At 71.5% G+C, this 17,152-nt stretch carries 19 protein-coding genes; 11 read left to right on the top strand and 8 right to left on the bottom strand.

Going from position 1 to position 17,152, the window contains the following annotated elements; genetic code table 11:
• From ABFX50_RS21775 to rimP, 4 genes are all read right to left on the bottom strand, one after another.
• Positions 1–1,150: translation initiation factor IF-2 N-terminal domain-containing protein (locus ABFX50_RS21775; RefSeq protein ID WP_346149023.1), on the bottom strand; the 1,150-nt coding region annotated here is incomplete at its 3' end.
• 112 nt (positions 1,151–1,262) lie between these two features.
• Positions 1,263–1,577: a YlxR family protein gene (locus tag ABFX50_RS21770; protein WP_183657333.1), complete on the bottom strand. Its 315-nt coding sequence runs from the start codon at positions 1,575–1,577 to the stop codon at positions 1,263–1,265.
• Positions 1,561–2,565 (bottom strand): transcription termination factor NusA, encoded by a 1,005-nt coding sequence (gene nusA / locus ABFX50_RS21765; protein ID WP_183657330.1) that lies wholly within the window; start codon positions 2,563–2,565, stop codon positions 1,561–1,563. The genes ABFX50_RS21770 and nusA overlap by 17 nt, the downstream gene beginning before the upstream one ends.
• 12 nt (positions 2,566–2,577) lie before the next feature.
• Complete coding sequence (gene rimP / locus ABFX50_RS21760) at positions 2,578–3,081, bottom strand: ribosome maturation factor RimP (RefSeq protein WP_183657327.1); 504 nt, start codon at positions 3,079–3,081, stop codon at positions 2,578–2,580.
• A gap of 233 nt (positions 3,082–3,314) precedes the next feature.
• On the opposite strand from rimP, the gene ABFX50_RS21755 reads away from it, so the two are divergent.
• The 4 genes from ABFX50_RS21755 (at position 3,315) to ABFX50_RS21740 (ending at position 4,908) form a co-directional block, all read left to right on the top strand.
• A complete protein-coding gene (locus ABFX50_RS21755; protein WP_346149020.1) occupies positions 3,315–3,803 on the top strand; it encodes a hypothetical protein in 489 nt (162 codons plus the stop codon).
• 97 nt (positions 3,804–3,900) lie between these two features.
• Positions 3,901–4,362 (top strand): ferritin-like domain-containing protein, encoded by a 462-nt coding sequence (locus tag ABFX50_RS21750; protein ID WP_346149018.1) that lies wholly within the window; start codon positions 3,901–3,903, stop codon positions 4,360–4,362.
• Positions 4,363–4,444: 82 nt separating this feature from the next.
• Entirely contained in the window at positions 4,445–4,639 is a 195-nt protein-coding gene (locus tag ABFX50_RS21745) for a DUF4236 domain-containing protein (protein WP_183657318.1), read from the top strand.
• A gap of 65 nt (positions 4,640–4,704) precedes the next feature.
• Positions 4,705–4,908 (top strand): DUF4236 domain-containing protein, encoded by a 204-nt coding sequence (locus ABFX50_RS21740; RefSeq protein WP_346149015.1) that lies wholly within the window; start codon positions 4,705–4,707, stop codon positions 4,906–4,908.
• Here ABFX50_RS21740 and ABFX50_RS21735 read toward each other — a convergent pair.
• The 3 genes from ABFX50_RS21735 to ABFX50_RS21725 all read right to left on the bottom strand — a co-directional run bounded on the left by ABFX50_RS21735 (position 4,899) and on the right by ABFX50_RS21725 (position 8,296).
• Positions 4,899–5,771 (bottom strand): alpha/beta fold hydrolase, encoded by an 873-nt coding sequence (locus tag ABFX50_RS21735; protein ID WP_346149013.1) that lies wholly within the window; start codon positions 5,769–5,771, stop codon positions 4,899–4,901. The genes ABFX50_RS21740 and ABFX50_RS21735 overlap by 10 nt on opposite strands.
• A gap of 92 nt (positions 5,772–5,863) precedes the next feature.
• Entirely contained in the window at positions 5,864–7,603 is a 1,740-nt protein-coding gene (locus tag ABFX50_RS21730) for a proline--tRNA ligase (RefSeq protein ID WP_183657310.1), read from the bottom strand.
• Between the two features lie 57 nt (positions 7,604–7,660).
• Positions 7,661–8,296: a hypothetical protein gene (locus tag ABFX50_RS21725; RefSeq protein ID WP_346149011.1), complete on the bottom strand. Its 636-nt coding sequence runs from the start codon at positions 8,294–8,296 to the stop codon at positions 7,661–7,663.
• 102 nt (positions 8,297–8,398) lie between these two features.
• On the opposite strand from ABFX50_RS21725, the gene ABFX50_RS21720 reads away from it, so the two are divergent.
• Entirely contained in the window at positions 8,399–9,319 is a 921-nt protein-coding gene (locus tag ABFX50_RS21720; RefSeq protein ID WP_346149009.1) for an acyl-CoA dehydrogenase family protein, read from the top strand.
• Here ABFX50_RS21720 and ABFX50_RS21715 read toward each other — a convergent pair.
• Positions 9,316–9,765 (bottom strand): hypothetical protein, encoded by a 450-nt coding sequence (locus ABFX50_RS21715; RefSeq protein ID WP_246452286.1) that lies wholly within the window; start codon positions 9,763–9,765, stop codon positions 9,316–9,318. The two genes, ABFX50_RS21720 and ABFX50_RS21715, sit on opposite strands and share 4 nt — an antisense overlap.
• Positions 9,766–9,925: 160 nt before the next feature.
• Between ABFX50_RS21715 and ABFX50_RS21710 the strand changes: the two genes are divergently transcribed.
• From ABFX50_RS21710 to ABFX50_RS21685, 6 genes are read left to right on the top strand one after another with little or no spacing between them, the layout of a single operon-like run.
• A complete protein-coding gene (locus ABFX50_RS21710; protein WP_183657301.1) occupies positions 9,926–10,972 on the top strand; it encodes an LLM class flavin-dependent oxidoreductase in 1,047 nt (348 codons plus the stop codon).
• Complete coding sequence (locus tag ABFX50_RS21705; protein WP_346149006.1) at positions 10,969–11,949, top strand: phenylacetate--CoA ligase family protein; 981 nt, start codon at positions 10,969–10,971, stop codon at positions 11,947–11,949. Before ABFX50_RS21710 ends, ABFX50_RS21705 begins: the two co-directional genes overlap by 4 nt.
• Positions 11,950–11,958: 9 nt before the next feature.
• A complete protein-coding gene (locus ABFX50_RS21700; protein ID WP_346149004.1) occupies positions 11,959–13,419 on the top strand; it encodes an AMP-binding protein in 1,461 nt (486 codons plus the stop codon).
• 32 nt (positions 13,420–13,451) lie between these two features.
• A complete protein-coding gene (locus ABFX50_RS21695; protein ID WP_346149002.1) occupies positions 13,452–14,642 on the top strand; it encodes a class I adenylate-forming enzyme family protein in 1,191 nt (396 codons plus the stop codon).
• A 21-nt stretch (positions 14,643–14,663) separates the two neighbouring features.
• Positions 14,664–15,974, top strand: a complete 1,311-nt coding sequence (locus tag ABFX50_RS21690; RefSeq protein WP_346149000.1) for an FAD-dependent oxidoreductase — start codon at positions 14,664–14,666, stop codon at positions 15,972–15,974.
• Positions 15,975–16,006: 32 nt separating this feature from the next.
• Positions 16,007–17,152 carry a DUF6986 family protein gene (locus ABFX50_RS21685; RefSeq protein ID WP_346148998.1) on the top strand — a complete coding sequence of 382 codons (1,146 nt, stop codon included), beginning with the start codon at positions 16,007–16,009 and terminating at the stop codon, positions 17,150–17,152.

Genomic DNA, 17,152 nt, shown 5'->3' with positions numbered 1-17,152 from the left:
TGCCGGTGCGCGGACCCGCGCCACCGCCGCCACCGGGACGACCGGCGAAACCGCCGCCGCCACCACCGGGACGACCGGCGAAACCGCCGCCGCCACCGGCACGGCCGCCTCCGCCACCGCCGCCGGAACGACCGCCACCGCCACCGCCGCCGGGACGGGCACCGCCGCCACCACCACCGGGGCCGGCAGGGCGACCCTGCGGCATCATCATCGGGTTGGGACGCGGACCACCGGGACGGGGACCGCCCGCACCTGGGCCGCCACCGGGACGCGGACCGCCGGCACCGGGGCCGGGACGGGGGCCACCGGCGCCGGGAGCGCCCTGACCACCACGGCTCGCGGGCGGACGCGGCATCGCGCCGTCGCGCGGAGCGCCGTCACGGGGACCGCCGGGACGCGGGCCACCCTCGCGGGGACCGCCCTCACGCGGGCCGCCGGGACGCGGCGGACGCTGACCCATGCCGGTCGCGTTGGACGAGAACGGGTTGTTGCCGGGACGAGGCCCGGGACGCGGACCAGGCTTGGGGCCTGGACGCGCGCCACCCTCGCGCTGACCACCGGGACCACCGGCGGGACGCGGGGCGCCACCGTCACGGGGACCACCGGGACCCGCGGGGCGACCACCCTGCTGGGCGGGGCCAGGACGAGGGCCGGGAGCCGCGGGGCGGGAAGCCGGCCCAGGACGCGGAGCCGCGGAGGGCTTGGGGCTCTCGAAACGCGGAGCCTGAGGGGCCTGCGGAGCCTCGCGAGGAGTCTCGGCCTTGGCGGCCTCGGGCTGAGGCTGCTGGTGGGGCATCGGAACCGGCGGGCGCGGAGTGCCACCGGCTGCGGGACCGGGGCGGGGCCCCGGCTTCGGAACAGGACCCGGACGCGGGCCTGAGGAAACGGGCGCCTCCGCGACGCCATTGCCGGCCTGGCTGCTGTCAGCCGGCCGGGGCGCAGCCCTCGGCGGCTGCGGCTTGGACGACGAACCGCCGCCCTTCGTGGGCTTGGATACGCCCAAAGCTTCGGTGAGCCTGCGGACCACCGGCGCTTCGATGGTGGAGGACGCCGAACGGACGAACTCTCCCATCTCCTGGAGCTTGGCCATGACGACCTTGCTCTCGACGCCGAACTCCTTAGCGAGCTCGTATACCCGGACCTTCGCCACTGCACTCCCTTACTTGGCCCGGGAGGCTGGCAGTGCCGTCCGGACCGTCGTTAACTTGACGTCTTCATCGCCGCGTGCTCATCAGGCGCTCATAGCAATCTGACTCCGCCCATCAACTCGGCGTCCTACATGACATTTCGTGGTTCTCCTTCTCCAGGTGCGCTCGCACTCGCGAGATGTCAAGCGGCCCCGGCACGCGAAACGCGCGCGGAAACGCTCGGCGACGCTCGGCAAGCTCCAGGCAGCTCAGGTCGGGATGCAGCGAAGCACCCCGGCCAGGGAGCTGTCCTCGCAGGTCAGGGATCACGAGATCCCCGACGAGCACCAGATGGAGCAGCTCGGACTTAGCCGTGCGAACCCTGCAGCCCACGCATGTTCTCAGCGGGGCCGCCTGGCCACCATATTCCAGCTTACCGCTTGGACGCATCTACGGAACCGGCGGGATCGTCGGCCTGGGTGTCCGGACGGATGTCGATCCGCCATCCGGTGAGCCTGGCCGCGAGCCTCGCGTTCTGCCCCTCCTTGCCGATGGCGAGGGAGAGCTGGTAGTCGGGCACGGTGACGCGCGCCACCCTGCCGGCGAGGTCGAGGACCTCCACATGCGAAACGCGTGCGGGCGACAGCGCATTCCCCACGAACTCGGCGGGGTCCTCGGACCAGTCGATGATGTCGATCTTCTCGCCGTGCAGCTCGGTCATGACGCTGCGCACGCGTGCGCCCATCGGGCCGATGCACGCGCCCTTGGCGTTGACGCCTGCCTTGCGGGAGGCGACCGCGATCTTGGTGCGGTGACCCGCCTCGCGCGCGACCGCCGCGATCTCGACGGTGCCGTCGGCGATCTCGGGCACCTCGAGCGCGAAGAGCTTCTTCACCAGGCCGGGGTGGGTGCGCGACAGCGTGACGGAAGGACCCTTGTGGCCCTTCTTCACCTGGACGACGTAGGCGCGGATGCGCTCGCCGTGGACGTAGTCCTCGCCGGGCACCTGCTCGTTGTGGGGCAGCACGGCCTCGATCTTGCCGAGGTCGACGAGCACCACGCGGGGGTCCTGGCCCTGCTGGATGACGCCGGAGACCAGCTCGCCCTCGCGGCTGGCGAACTCACCGAAGTTGATCTCGTCCTCGGCGTCGCGCAGCTGCTGCAGGATGACCTGCTTGGCGGTGGTGGCCGCGATGCGGCTGAAGTTGCCAGGGGTGTCGTCGAACTCCCTGACGATCTCACCCTCGTCGTCGAGCTCCGCCGCGTAGATCGTGACGTGCCCTGTGGCGCGGTCGAGCTCCGCCCTGGCCTTGGCCGCGGCGCCCTCCGTGCGGAAGTAGGCGATCAGCAGCGCATCCTCGATCGCTTTCACGACCAGGTCGAAGGAGATGTCCTTCTCCCGCTCAAGGCTGCGCAGGACGCTCATGTCGATGTCCACGAGGCTTCCCCCTTAGCCCTCGTCGCCGGTGTCGTCGAGGTCGTCTTCCTCGTCCTCGAACCGGCGGAATTCCACCTGTACCCGTCCTCGGGTCAGGTCCTGATAGTCGATCCTGCGCGAGGCGCCGTCGACGTCGATCTCCACGCCGCTCTCGTCGGCGGCCCGGATGCGGCCCTCCACCATGCCGCCGTCGCGCAGCTCGGCCTTGACCAGGCGTTTGGCTGCGCGGCGCCAGTGGCGCGGCTCGGTCAGCGGGCGGTCGACTCCAGGAGAGGAGACCTCCAGCGTGTAGGGCGACTGCCCCATCGAGTCGTCGCCGTCGAGCGCGTCGGAGACGCCCTGGCTGACCTCGGCGATATCGTCGAGCGTGACCCCGCCGTCCTTGTCGACGACCACGCGCAGCAGGCTTCGCTTGCCCGCGCGCGTGACGGTGACGTCTTCCAGGTCGAGACCTGCTGTGGCGACGACGGGCTCCAGGAGCTTCATCAGGTGGTCGCGGGATGATGCGCTGCCCATATCGACCTCCCTATTGTGTTGCGATCCATGGCCGCCGAACATGGCGGCCGCTCAGTCGACGACTGCTCTTACCCTATCCGTACCAGGGCACGGGAGAGCGCCACCCGACAGGGTCGGGCGGCTGAGTCTCAAGAGAGCGAGACCATATCGTACCTGGGCACGGTCAGGCGGAACGCGCCAACGGCGTGCGCCAGCCCTTACGATGCTATGTGCCTTCCCGACGTGACCGGAGGTTGTCCTTGCGTCCCCTGTCCAGGCGTGCCGTGCTCGCGGGCGGCGCGGCGATGGCGGCGCTGTCCGGCTGTACGGCGGGCGAACCCGACCCCGTCGTCTCGAAGGCCCCCGACCCCGAGCACCTGCTGCTGCGCGAGCTGATCGCCGACAAGGAGCGCACGATCGGCCTCTACTCCGCACTGGTGGCGGGGGGCGGCGAGAAGCTCGCGCCGTTCCTGGCCCGTCACGAGGAGCACCTGGCCGCGCTGCGCGAACGGCTGCCGCGCGAGAGCGCCCCCTCCCCCTCCTCCCCCGCGCCGTCGGCCGCGCCCTCCCCGACGCCCTCGCCGCCCAAGGTGACGCTGAACAGGCTGCGCGACCTGGAGCGCAAGGCCGCCGCGCTGCGCCCTCGCCAGCTCGGCAAGGCCTCTCCCCCGCTGTCGCAGCTGATCGCCAGCATCGGGGCCTGCGAGGCCCTCCACGCCCTCGCCCTGCCGAGGTCGCTGTGAGAGACCCGCACGCCTGCCAGGCCGCGGAGAGACGAGACCGGAGCGCCTGCGGGGGCGCGGCTGTGGGGGCTGCCCGGGCTTCGAGGGAAGGACTGTCATGAGCGACGTCGAGGCGCTGGGCAAGGCGCTGGCCGCCGAGCACGCCGCCGTCTACGCCTACGGCCTGATGGGCGCCCGCACGACGGGGTCGCTGCGATCGAAGGTGGCGGCGGCCTTCGACGCCCACAGGGCCAGGCGCGACCAGCTGCGCGCGCTCATCTCCTCGGGCGGCGGCAGGCCCGTCGAGCCCGAGGCCGCCTACGCGCTGCCCGTGGTGCCCGGCAACGCCAGGGAGGCCGTCCGTCTGGCCGTCCATGTGGAGGAGGGCGTCACGGCCGCCTACCTCGAGCTCAGCGCGGCGCAGGGGGCCGCCACACGCAAGCTGGCGGCGCTCGCCATGCAGGAGTCGGTGATCAGGTCGTACGGCTTCCGTCCGTCGGTCACGGCCTTTCCCGGCATGCCCGCCAAGACCGTGCCCGCCAAGACCACGGCCCCGCCGTCGGCCACCCCCGGCGGCTGACGGCGCACGCGCCCTCAGCGGGATTCACGCCTTCTCGGATGGGTAGCGGGGACGCGTCGCCAATCCCCCAATGGAGGCATCAATGGGCTGGGGTTATCGCAAGTCCATCAAGATAGGGCCGTTTCGGCTGAACCTGTCCCGCGGTGGTGTCGGGCACAGCTGGGGCAACAGGGCCTTCCGCGTCACCAGGACCGCCGACGGACGGCGCACGCTGTCGGTCAATCTCCCTGGCGGTTTCCACTGGCGCAAGACGCTGGGCGGCAGCGCACGCCGCTGATCAGGGAACTCCTCCGTGGTGCCCTTCGTTTTCAGGGCACCACGGACTTTTCCCGAGGAGGCTCGATGGGCTGGCACTACCGTAAGTCGATCAAGGTGGGCCCGTTCAGGATCAACCTGTCCCGCCACGGAGTCGGCCACAGCTTCGGCGGTCGCCGCTTCCACGTCAGCACCGCCCCCGACGGCCGCCGCCACGTCACGGTGAGGCTCCCCGGCGGCTTCCACCTCAGCAAGTCTCTCGGCGGTCGCCGCCACCGCTACTACCGCTGAAGCGGGGTACCGGGCGCGAGGCGGCCGAGGAAGTCGCGGGTGAGTGCGACGATCTCGTCCAGGTTCGTCTCCAGCGCCCAGTGCCCGCCCTCCAGCAGGTGGAGCTCGGCGTCGGGCAGGTCGCGCAGATAGGCGCGGGCGGCGCCCTCGGGCATGTACCCGTCCTGGGGGCCCCAGACGATCAGCGTCGGCGGCCTGTGCTCCCTGAGATAGCGCTGGTAGCGAGGGAACCAGCCGAGGTTCTCCCTCAGCCCCTCCATCAGGCCCACGGCGATCTCGCGGCGCGCGGGGGTGTCCATCAGCGGCCACGACAGCTCCCACAGGTCGGGGCTGATCCGCTCGGCGAGATGCTCGGCCACCTCGCCGACGAACTCGTCCCTGAACCCCTCCTCCGACACCGCCTGGCTCAGCCGTTCGCGGCCCGAGGGGGTGGGGTCGGCCCAGTAGTCCTTGAGCGGCTTGTACTTGGGGCCGAGCTCGTCCTCGTAGATGTCGCCGTTCTGGATGATCAGGGCGGTGACGCGCTCCGGCGCCTTCATCGCCAGCCGCAGGCCGATCTGCGAGCCGTAGTCGTGCAGGTACAGGGCGTAGTGCCGCAGGCCCAACACCGAGGTGAACCTGTCGAGGAAGGCGGCGTAGCCGTCGAAGGTGTAGGGGAAGTCCTCGGGGGTCGCGCTGTAGCCGAAACCCGGGTAGTCGGGCGCGACCAGTCGCCAGCGATCGGCCATGGCGGGCATGAAGTGGCGGAACTGGAACGAGGACGACGGGTAGCCGTGCGGCAGGAGCACGACGGGCGCCCCCTCGGGGCCCGCCTCCCTGTAGAAGGTCCGCACTCCGTCTACGTCGATGTGTCGATGCTTCACAGCGACACTGCTTCCCGCGAGCGGGCGATGTAACGGCGCTTGGCCGTACGGCCAGGGGGCGGAGGCCGACCCGCCGCCCCCCGGACGCGGGGTCAGTCGCGGCAGGCGGCGAGCACGCGCTCGGCGGCCTCGGCGAGCGGGATCTCCTCCTTGACGCCCGTCGCGCGGTCGCGCAGCTCGATGACGCCCTGGCCGAGACCGCGGCCGATCACCACGATGGTGGGCATGCCCAGCAGCTCGGCGTCCTTGAACTTCACGCCGGGCGAGACCGAGGGGCGGTCGTCGACCAGGACGCGAAGCCCCCGCGACTCGAGCTCCTCGGCGAGCTGGACGGCCACCTCGACCTGGTTCTCCTTGCCGGTGCCGACGATGTGCACGTCGGCGGGGGCCACCTCGCGCGGCCACACGAGCCCGAGCGCGTCGTGCTTCTGCTCGGCGATCACCGCGAGCGCCCTGGAGACGCCGATGCCGTAGGAGCCCATCGTGATCCTGATCGGCTTGCCGTCGGGGCCGAGGGCGTCGAGCCCGGCGGCGTCGGCGTACTTGCGGCCGAGCTGGAAGATGTGGCCGATCTCGATGCCCCTGTCGATGGACAGTTCGTTGCCGCAGCGGGGGCAGGCGTCGCCCGCGCGCACCTCGGCGGCCTCGATCGTGCCGTCGGGCACGAAGTCACGGCCGGCGACGACGTCGACGGCGTGCTTGCCCTTCTCGTTGGCGCCGGTCACCCATGAGGTGCCGGTGGAGACGCGGGGGTCGACGAGGTAGCGGATGCCGAGGTCCTTCAGCACCTGCGGGCCGATGTAGCCGCGCACCAGGCCGGGGTGCTTGTGGAAGTCCTCGAAGATGGCGGGCTCGCCGGGCGCCAGAGCGGCCTCGAGGCGCTTGAAGTCGACCTCGCGGTCGCCGGGGACGCCGATGACCAGCGTCTCCTCCTTGTCGGAGCCAGGGGTGGTGACCTTGACCACGACGTTCTTGAGGGTGTCGGCGGCGGTGATGTTCAGGCCGTACCGGGCGTTGACCAGCGACACCAGCGACTCGATGGTCGGGGTGTCGGGGGTGTCGAGCACCCGCTGGGCCGCGAGCCCTTCCAGCGGGCGGGCGGCGGGCGCCGGGGTGACGACGGCCTCGGCGTTGGCCGCGTAGCCGCAGTGGTGGCAGTTGACGAAGGCGTCCTCGCCGGTGGGCGTGGGGGCGAGGAACTCCTCCGAGGCCGAGCCGCCCATGGCGCCCGAGGTGGCGAAGCAGATCTTGTAGTTGAGGCCGAGCCTGTCGAAGGTCCTGATGTAGGCCTCGCGGTGCTGCTCGTAGGAGCGCTTGAGGCCGTCGTCGTCGAGGTCGAAGGAGTAGGAGTCCTTCATCAGGAACTCGCGGCCGCGCAGGATGCCCGCCCTGGGCCGCGCCTCGTCACGGTACTTGTTCTGGATCTGGTAGAGCGTGACGGGGTAGTCCTTGTAGGAGGAGTACTCGCCCTTCACCATGTCGGCGAACAGCTCCTCGTGGGTGGGGCCGAGCAGGTAGTCGCCGCCCTTGCGGTCCTTGAGGCGGAAGATGTTGTCGCCGTACTCGGTCCAGCGGCCCGTGGTCTCGTAGTACTCGCGGGGCAGCAGGGCGGGGAAGAGCACCTCCTGTCCGCCCATCCTGTTCATCTCCTCGCGCACGACGCGGGTGACGTTCTCGAGGGCGATCTTGCCCAGCGGCAGCCATGAGTAGATACCGGGCGCGACGCGGCGGACGTAGCCGGCGCGGACCAGGAGCTTGTGGCTCGGGACTTCCGCGTCTGCCGGGTCGTCCCGCAGGGTGCGAAGCAACAACGACGACATGCGCAGCAACACGGCTACTCCTAGTTAGGGCCCGGATGTGAGGACATACAGGCTACCGACTTTCCCCGGTCACAGGGCGTGGAGCGCGAGCGTGAGCAGCCCCGCGACCACGACCGCGACGGCGGCGGCCCTGACCCTGCCCGCCGTGGTGCGCCTGAGGAGAAAGATCACGAAGACGGAGAGGACGGTGACGGCGACGGCGGCGAGCGGCCAGAAGGCGGGTTCCCAGTCGATGCCGCCGGGGGTGGCCCTGTCGATGACGTCGGCGAGGAGCAGGCCCGAGACGACGCCCGCGCCCAGATCGCCCCAGCCGTCGAGCCTCCTGCTGACGTAGGCCAGCAGTCCGAGGGCGACGAGCTGGCCGACGACCAGGTTCAACCCCGTGCTGGTGCCACCGATGGCCTCGAAGTTCAGGTCGCCGCGCAGCGCGCTGCCGCCCATGGCGGCCACCACGGTGGAGGCGGAGGCGAGGAAGGTGGTCAGCAGCGCCCAGCCGATGCCCGACGCCGTCGCGCCGACGGCCACGGCCAGCGCGAGGTAGATGTAGGGGTCGTAGTGGACGTCCGTGGGGAGTTGGGACGCGGCCACCCCGACGAGGCCGACGACCAGTCCCCCGAGGAAGGCGGCCAGCACGTGACGTTGGATGCCGCGCTGTCGCCGATCATATTCGGCGAAATCGGCATACTCGATAGCAATCTTCTCCATAGTTCACTAATCAGACTATGTGCACATACAGGAAAAGTAAACTTCGGTCAACCCCCAGTCAGGCTGGCCACTTGAGCAATCGCTTGGTTAACATCGTCGGTCGTGAGCCTCTCCGAGCTGCGGACCGTCGTGAGGTCCTTTCTCGCCGCCCATCCGGCCGCGTCATGGGCGCGTTTCTCGGGCGAACTCGGAGTCGCCGGCCTGGCGGTCGACGAGAGGTACGGCGGAGCCGGCTGCGGCCTTCCCGAACTGGCCGTCGTGGCCGAGGAGATCGGCAGGGCGCTGTCGCCTCACCCCTTTCTCCAGACCGCCGTCATGGCCACGGCCGCGACCGACGACCCCGAACTGCTCGGGGCCATCGCCGAGGGCGCGCTCACCGCGACCGTCGTCCTGCCGGGCGAGCACTCCTGCGTCCTGGACGGCGACCGCCTGACCGGCTCGGCCCCCTACGTGCTGGACGCCGAGGCGGTCCTCCTCTACGTCGGCGGATCGCTGGTGGCGGCCGAGCCTTCGGCGCGCGTGCCGTACGAGACGATGGACGCCAGCCGTCCGCTCACCGCGCTGAGTTTCGACGGGGCCGTGGCGCGGCCCGCGGGGGACGGCGCCGCCTGGGAGCGGGTCCGCGACCTGGCGGTGATCGCGCTGGCCGCCGAGCAGGTGGGCGGCGCGGCCAGGTGCCTGGAGGCGGCCACCGCCCACGCCAGGCTGCGCCACCAGTTCGGCAGGCCGATCGGCTCCTTCCAAGCGATCAAGCACAGGCTGGCCGAGCTGCTGGTGGTGGTGGAGTCGGCCAGGTCGGCGGCGTGGGGAGCGGTCGGCGACCCCTCTGCGCAGGCCGCGGCGATCGCCGGCTCCTACTGCGGCGAGGCCTATCTGAAGGCGGCGGGCGACAGCATCCAGATCCACGGCGGCATCGGCATCACCTGGGAGCACGAGGCGCACCGCTACTTCAAACGGGCCACCTCGGACGCGCGGCTGTTCGGCCCGCCCCGCTCGCACAGGGCGCGCCTGGAGATCGGCTAACCGCCGAGCAGTTCCTCCCACGGCTGCCTGGCGTTGGTGCGGCGCGTGGTGTCGAGCGCCTCGGCCAGGCGCCAGAAGCCGGGCCTCGTGCCGACCCTGGCCCTTCCCATCGGGTCGATGGCCAGCAGCTCGAAGCGCACCCCCATCACGTCGAGCACCGCGGAGGAGGGGCTGCACGACCCTGCGACGGTGACCAGGCCCGCGTCGAGACCCGGCTCGCGCACCTGCCTGGCCAGCAGCGTGACCACCTCGGAGGCGTAGGGCCCGTCGCGCCACGAGATGTGCCAGCTGTGGTCGGCCCCTCGCCACCAGGTGAGGTCGCGGCAGGACTCGATGAACTCCGCCTCGCTCGCCAGCGCGGCCATCACCCTGCCGAACGCCTCGAACCTGCGGGCGCTGGCCGGCACCGGCTCGTCCTGAGCCTCCCTGGCGCGACGCAATCTCATGTCTGCGAGCGTGCCATCTTTCGGCCGCCTCAGCCCCTGCTTTCGCCGCTTCTCCGCGCTCACGGACACTCACTCTGATCTCCCCGCGCCCTTCCCGCAAGTCCGTATGGCCTGATACGCTCAACCAAGCGAGCGCTTGGTTTATCAACGGGAGGCGTGGATGCGGATCAGCCTGGGATACGAGCTGGAGGTCCGCGGCAGGACCCGCGAGGTCGAACGGCAGGCGTTCCAGAACGTGATCGACCAGGTCGTCCTCGGCGACCGGCTGGGCTTCGACACCGCGTGGTTCGTCGAGCACCACTTCACCCGCGGCTTCTCACACTCCTCGGCGCCCGACCTCGTCCTGGCCGCGATCTCCCAGCGCACCAGCCGCATCCACCTGGGTCTTGGCGTGGTGCTGCTGCCCTTCCAGTCCCCGATCCGGACGGCCGAGCGGGTGGCCACCCTCGACGTGCTGAGCGGCGGCAGGGTGGAGTTCGGCACCGGACGCGGCGCCTCCCCCCTGGAGTACCAGGCCTTCCAGCGGCCGTTCGAGAAGTCCCGCCAGATCTGGGAGGACAGCCTGGAGGCGACGCTGGAGATCTGGCGCGCCGACGGCGAGCCGGTGAGCAGGTCGAACGAGTTCTTCGAGATCCCCGACGTGGCCGTCTACCCGCGTCCCACGCAGGTGCCGCACCCACCCGTCTGGGTCGCCTCGACCTCTCTCGAGGGCTACCTGGCCGCCGCCAGGCACGGCTACAACCTGCTCGGCATGACCATGCTCAAGGGCATCGACGACGTGGCCGAGGACATCGCAGGCTACAAGCAGTGCCTGGCCGACAACGGCTTCGACCCCGCCACCCGCCGCGTCGCGCTGATGATCCCCTGGTACGTCGGGCAGGCCAGGGACGAGGCCGCCGACGCGGTCCTCTGGTACATCCGCCGCCAGGTGAACCTGGTCACCCCGCCCGACTACTACGACGCCCGCCACGCCACCCACCGCGTGCTCGGCCAGCTCGCCGCGGGGATGCCGCCGGAGGAGGCCATGGCCACGCTGCGCGAGCACCTGATGGTCGTCGTGGACGACGTGGAGGGCTCGCGCAAGGCGGTGGCCCGTATCACCGAGGCGGGCGCGACGGACCTGATCCTGCAGTGCCAGGTGGGCGGGCTCGCCCACGACCTGGTCTGCGACTCCATGAACCTCTTCATGACCGAGGTGATGCAGTGACCCGGTGGCTGACCCGCGACGATCTGACGACCAGGAGCGCCATCGGCCTGCTCAACCTCACGGGCGGCCTGCCCCTGCGTCCCGAGCTGACGGCCGAGGCGCTGCGGCAGGCGGGCGTCGGCGAGGGCGACAGGGTGGTGGTGGCGCTGGCCGAGCCGGTCGGCGGGCTGTGGGCGGCGGCGGCCGCGTCCGTGGCCGAGGCCGCCGCCTCGGTCGGGCCGCGCGGCAGGATGCGCCTGCACCACTCGCTCCAGGAGATGGGCGCCACGGCGCTGGTCGCGACCCCCACGGGCGCCATGGACTTCCTGGCGAGGCTGCACCTGGAGTTCCTGCTGGACCCTCTCGACCTCGGCCTGCGGCACATCGTGCTGACCGGCGAGATCGCCTCGAGGAGAACCCTCGGCCACCTGGCCTCGGAGTTCGAGGCGCGGGTCACCGAGGTCTACTCCAGCCCCTTCTCCGGCGGCGCGCTGGCGTGGCGGCCGGCCGAGAGCGAGCCGCTGACGCCGCTGGCCGAGGGCGTGCTCGGGCTGGCCTCCATCGACAAGGACACCATGATCGACGAGGGGCGCGGCGAGCTGGTCATCCCGTACGGCGACGCCGTCCTGCGCACGGGGCAGGTCACGGTCGAAGGACGGCTCGCGCACACCGTCGGCGAGCACGTGCTGGTGCGCGGGGTGTGGCTCTCGCTGCCCAGGATGGAGAAGGCGCTGTCGAAGATCGACGGCGTGTCGGGGTGGGAGCTGGCGATCAGCAGGCAGGGCACGCTCGACGCCGCCGCGCTCACCGTGACCTTCGCCAGGCAGAGCCTGGTCAAGAACCCGATGTGGAGATCGCGCATCCAGCAGGCGCTCGCCGCGCTCACGCCGATCTCGATCGCCGTGGAGATCTCCCCCGACGCCGCGGAGAGCTCCACCCCCGGCGTCGTCACCGACCATCGCGGCCACCACCTCGGCAGGGACCGCGCTCTCGTCTAGGAGCCCGTCATGCAGTGGGAAACGATCCCCCGGATGCTGCGGGAGCAGGCCGAGCGCCTTCCGCGCGCCGCCGTCACGCTCGACTTCGACCTGGCCTCCCTGCGGGAGCGGGCCCAGACGGTGGCGCGGGCGCTCATCGCGCAGGGCGTCCGTCCGGGCGACAGGGTCGCGATCTGGGGCCCCAACGACCTGTCCTGGGTGGTCAACGCCTTCGGGGTCTGGGACGCGGGCGCGGTGCTCGTGCCGATCTCCGCCCGCGCCAAGGAGCTCGAGGCCGCCGAACTGGCCGGCAGGACGGGCGCCCGCCTGCTGGTCAGCGAGCGGCGTCTGCCCTCTGTCCGGCCCTTCGAGGGCGTACGGCACACGCTGGCGAGTGTCGATGAGGCCGAGGAGAGGGCGCTGGCCGTACGGGGCGAGGACCTGTGCGAGATCATGTCGACCTCCGGCACGACGGGCACCCCCAAGGGCGTCATGCTGGACCATGCCCAGATCCTGCGGGGCTACGGGGACTGGGCGGAGATCGTCACCCTGCGCGAAGGCGACAGGTACCCGGTGATCGCGCCCTTCGCCCACGGCTTCGGGCTGAACGCGGGGCTGCTGGCCTGTGTGTTACGCGGCGCGACGATGATGCCCGTCGCCTCCTTCTCCCCCGACGGCCTCATGGACCTCATCGAGAACGGCAGGATCACCATCCTGGCGGGGCCGCCCACCCTCTTCGTCCGCCTCCTCGACGAGCTCGACAGGCGTCCGCGCGACGTCTCCTCGCTCAGGGTCGCCATCTGCGGGGCGGCGGCGGTGCCCGCCTCGCTCGTCACCCGGCTGGTCGAACGGGTGGGGCTGGAGCGCATGGTCAACGCCTACGGCCTCATGGAGGGCACCGTCGTCTCGATGACCAGGGCGGAAGATCCGGTCGAGGTGATCGCGAGCTCGGCGGGACGTCCCGTGCCCGGCATCGAGGTCAAGATCGTCGACGCGGCGGGCAAGGAGGTGCCGAGGGGCGAGCGGGGCGAGATCCTCCAGCGCGGCTACGGCGTCATGCGCGGCTACTGGGGCGAACCCGCCATGACCGCCGAGGTGATCGACGGCGACGGCTGGCTGCACACCGGCGACATCGGCCTGCTCGACCTGGCCGGCAACCTGTCCGTCGTCGACAGGAAGAAGGAGCTGTTCATCGTCAACGGCTTCAACGTCTCGCCCGCGGAGGTCGAGTCGCTGCTGCTCAGGGAGGGATCGCTGGCGCAGGCGGCGGTGATAGGGATGCCCGACGCGCGCTCGGGCGAGGCGGGCTGGGCCTTCGTGGTGCCGAGAGCGGGCGCCGAGGTCACCGAGGAGGGCCTGCGCGCGTGGGCGAAGGCGAACATGTCCGACTACAAGGTGCCGCTGCGCGTGCGCGTGGTCGAGGAGCTCCCCCTGAACGCCAACGGCAAGCTCGACAAGAACGCCCTGCGTGAGGCCGCGCGGGGCGGGTAGACAGACAGTGCGCCTTTCGTCAGGAGCCAGCCATGTTGCGCCTGCTGGCCGGAGAGGCCGCACGCAGGTTCGGGGCGCGCGCTGCGGTCGAGTCCGGCACCTCCCGCCTGTCGTTCACCGATCTCGACCACCTGTCCGACCGGGTGGCCGCGGGACTGGCCCATCGCGGCGTGCGCGTCGGCGACGTGGTCGCCCTCGTCCTGCCCGACGGGCCCGAGTTCGTCGTCTGCTACCTCGCCGCGGCCAAGATCGGCGCCGTGACGGCGGGGATCGACGCGCGACACCCGGCCAGGCTGGGCCTGCTGACCAGGCTCGATCCCGCTCTCGTCGTCACCGCCCCTCGCCTGCTCCCCTCGCTGCCCGGCCGCGAGGTCGTCACCCTGCCGGCGTCGCCGCGGATGACCACGGACGCGCCCGGCGTGCCTCCACCCGCCTCCTGGCTGGGCTCCCTCGCCAGGAACGAGCCCCCTCCTCCTCCGCTGCCTCCCGACCCCGGTCGGCCCGTCGTGATCACCCACACCTCCGGCAGGACGGGCCCGCCCAAGGCGGTGCTGTTCGGCGAAAGGCAGCTGGAGGCCATCAGGGCGCACGGGGCCGGCGTCAGGTGGGGCAGGGGCGACGCGCGGCTGCTGTCGCACCCGATGAGCCACATGGCCTTCGCCACGAGACTGCCGGTGATCCTGCAGACCGGCAGGACGACCTACCTGCTGCCGCGCTGGGACCCCGAGTCGGCGCTGCGGCTGGTGTGCGACAAGCGGCTGCGCGTCCTGCAGGGCACGCCCGAGCAGCTGGCCGCCCTGCTGGAGCCGCGAGGCGAGTGGCCCTCGGTCGAGCTGGTGCTCTCCAGCGGAGGGCCCGCCGCCCCCAGCCTGATCAGACGGCTCAGGGAGCGCTTCGGCGCGCCCGTCTGCAACCGCTACCTGTGCACGGAGGCGGGTCTCGGCCTCGGCACCCGTCCCGACGATCCGCCGGAGGCCGCCGAGCTCACCGTCGGCAGGCCGCGCGCGGGCGTGGACCTGTCCGTCCGCGACGAGGCGGGGCGCCCGCTGCCGGCGGGCGGGGAAGGGGAGGTGCTGCTCAGGTCTCACGCGGTCATGAGCGGTTACGTCGGAGACGGCGACGCACGAGTGTTCGCGAGAGACGGTTTCGTCAGGACGGGCGACACGGGTTTCCTCGACGACCTTGGCCGCCTGCACCTAGTGGGTACACAATCACGGACATAGCGTCGCCCCCGAGGAGGCAGCGTGTCATTGCGCGTGGCAGTCGTCGGATCGGGTCCCGCCGGTATCTACACGGCCGAGGCACTGGTGAAGCAGTCGGCAGGGCCCGTCGAGGTGGACGTGCTCGAACGGCTGCCCACGCCGTACGGGCTGGTGCGATACGGGGTGGCGCCCGACCACACCTCGATCAAGTCGATCGCCAACTACCTCCAGCGGGTGCTGGAGCTGCCGCAGGTGCGCTTTCTCGGCGGCGTGACGCTCGGCTCGGAGGTGTCGGTCGACGACCTGCTGGCCTGTTACGACGCCGTCGTCTACTGCACGGGCGCGATGGTCGACAGGAGGATGGGCATCCCGGGCGAGGACCTGGTGGGCAGCGTCGCCGCGACGGACTTCGTGAACTGGTACTGCGGCCACCCCGACGTCTCGCCCGACAGGTTCACCCTCGACAGCCCCGAGGTCGCGGTGATCGGCGTCGGCAACGTGGCGGTCGACGTGGTGCGGGTGCTCGCCAAGACCGCCGAGGAGCTGAGCTCCACGGACGTGCCCGACGACGTGCTGGCCAGGCTGGCCGACAGCCAGGTCAAGGCGATCCACATGATCGGCAGGCGCGGTCCCGAGCACGCCAAGTTCACGCTGAAGGAGCTGCGCGAGCTCGGCGAGCTGGCCAACGCCGACGTGTGCGTGCGGCCCGACGAGGCGGTGGTGCTGGGCGGCGACTTCCCCCGGCAGGTCAAGGGCAACATCGAGGTGCTGAGGTCGTGGTCGGAGCGTGCGCCGGTCGGCCGTCCGCGCCGGCTGGACGTGCGGTTCTGGCTGCGCCCCGTGGAGATCCTCGGCACCACCCGCGTGGAGGGGCTGCGGCTGGAGCGCACCAGGCTGTCGCAGGACGGCAGGGTCGTGGGCACGGGTGAGTTCGAGACGTTGCCCGTGGGGATGGTGCTGCGCTCGGTCGGCTACCAGAGCGTGGCGCTGCCCGGCGTGCCGTTCTCCAGCGAGACGATGACCGTGCCGAACGTCGAGGGGAGGGTCCGCGACCGCGAGTACGTGGCGGGCTGGCTCAAGCGCGGGCCGACCGGCGTGATCGGCACCAACAAGTCCGACGCCGCCGAGACGGTCCGCACGCTGCTCGCCGACGACCCGCACGGCCGGGTGGCCTCGATCGACGAGCTGCTGTCCGCGCGCGGCGTCAGGCCCGTCACCTACGAGGACTGGAGGGCGATCGAGCAGGCGGAGGCCTCGCTCGCGCGCACGCTCGGCAGGGGCGAGAGGGTCAAGCTGGTCGGGCTCGAGGCGATGCTGGCCGCCTGCGGCCGCGTCACCCCTGCACCGCCGTGACCGTGACCCGCACCCCTCGATAGCGTGTGACGATGCGCATCACCGTCGGCGGTTTCGAGGACGTCCACAGGATCCAGCAGGCCCGCTACCCCGTGCGGGAGCCGGGCTGGCAGCCCGTCCACACGGTCTACGTGCCGGCCGACAGGTTCTCCTCCTCGACGCCTTCGACGTGGGGCGGCCAGGCCCTCGACCTGATGAAGACGCACCTGCCCGACGCCGAGGCCCTGGCGGAGGTGTTCGGCGTCCCCTCCGGCCTGGCGGCCGGCGTGCACACGCGGGTCGCCGCGAAGCTGGCCGCCGAGCCCGTCGAGGACCTGAGAGTCGACTTCGAGGACGGGTACGGCGTGCGCCCCGGCGCAGAGGACGGCGACGCCGTGGCGGCGGCCTCGGCGCTCGCCGACCTGCACGCCGAGGGGAGGCTGCCCCGCCGGTGGGGGCTGCGCGTCAAGTCGTTCGCCGACGGCGACCCCGCCCGTTCCGTCCGCACGCTCGAGCTCTTCCTCGCCGAACTGGTAGCCAGGGCGGGCTCGCTGCCGCCCGGTTTCACGGTCACCCTCCCCAAGGTGCTCATGGAGGAGTATCTGGGGCAGTTCGCGCAGGTCCTGGCCGAGCTCGACAGCGCGCTCGGCCTGCCGTCCCCGCTGCGGTTCGAGATCCAGGTCGAGGCGCCGCAGACCGTGCTGTTCCTGCGCTCCGACCTGGCCGAGTCGCTGGGCGGACGGCTCGCCGCCGCCCACTTCGGCGTCTTCGACTACACCGCCGCGATCGGCCTGCCCCCGCACGAGCAGCGGCTCGACCATCCGGCCTGCGACCACGCCCGCCATGTCATGCAGACCGCCTTCGCGGGAACGGGAGTGGAGCTGTCCGACGGCTCGCTGGCCGCCTCACCCGCCTCGCCGTCCACGCAGGACGTCCACGCGCTGTGGCGCAGGCACGCGGAGCTGGTGAGGCACTCGCTCTCGCACGGCTTCTACCAGGGATGGGACATGCACCCCTCGCACCTGGTCTCCCGCTTCGCCACCGTCTACGCCTTCCACCTGGAGCGCTACGACTCCTATGCGGCCAGGGTGCGGGCGTGGGAGGACAGCCGCGAGGCAGTCGGCGGCGTGATGGACGAGCCCGCGACGATCAGGACCCTCGTCGCCGCGCTCCGCCGCGCCGACTCCGCGCTCGGCTGA

It is taken from the genome of Nonomuraea recticatena, from assembly GCF_039533245.1.
Classification (GTDB): domain Bacteria; phylum Actinomycetota; class Actinomycetes; order Streptosporangiales; family Streptosporangiaceae; genus Nonomuraea; species Nonomuraea roseola.
Note: the sequence above shows the minus strand (reverse complement) of the source record. Positions and strands in the feature narration are given on the sequence as shown.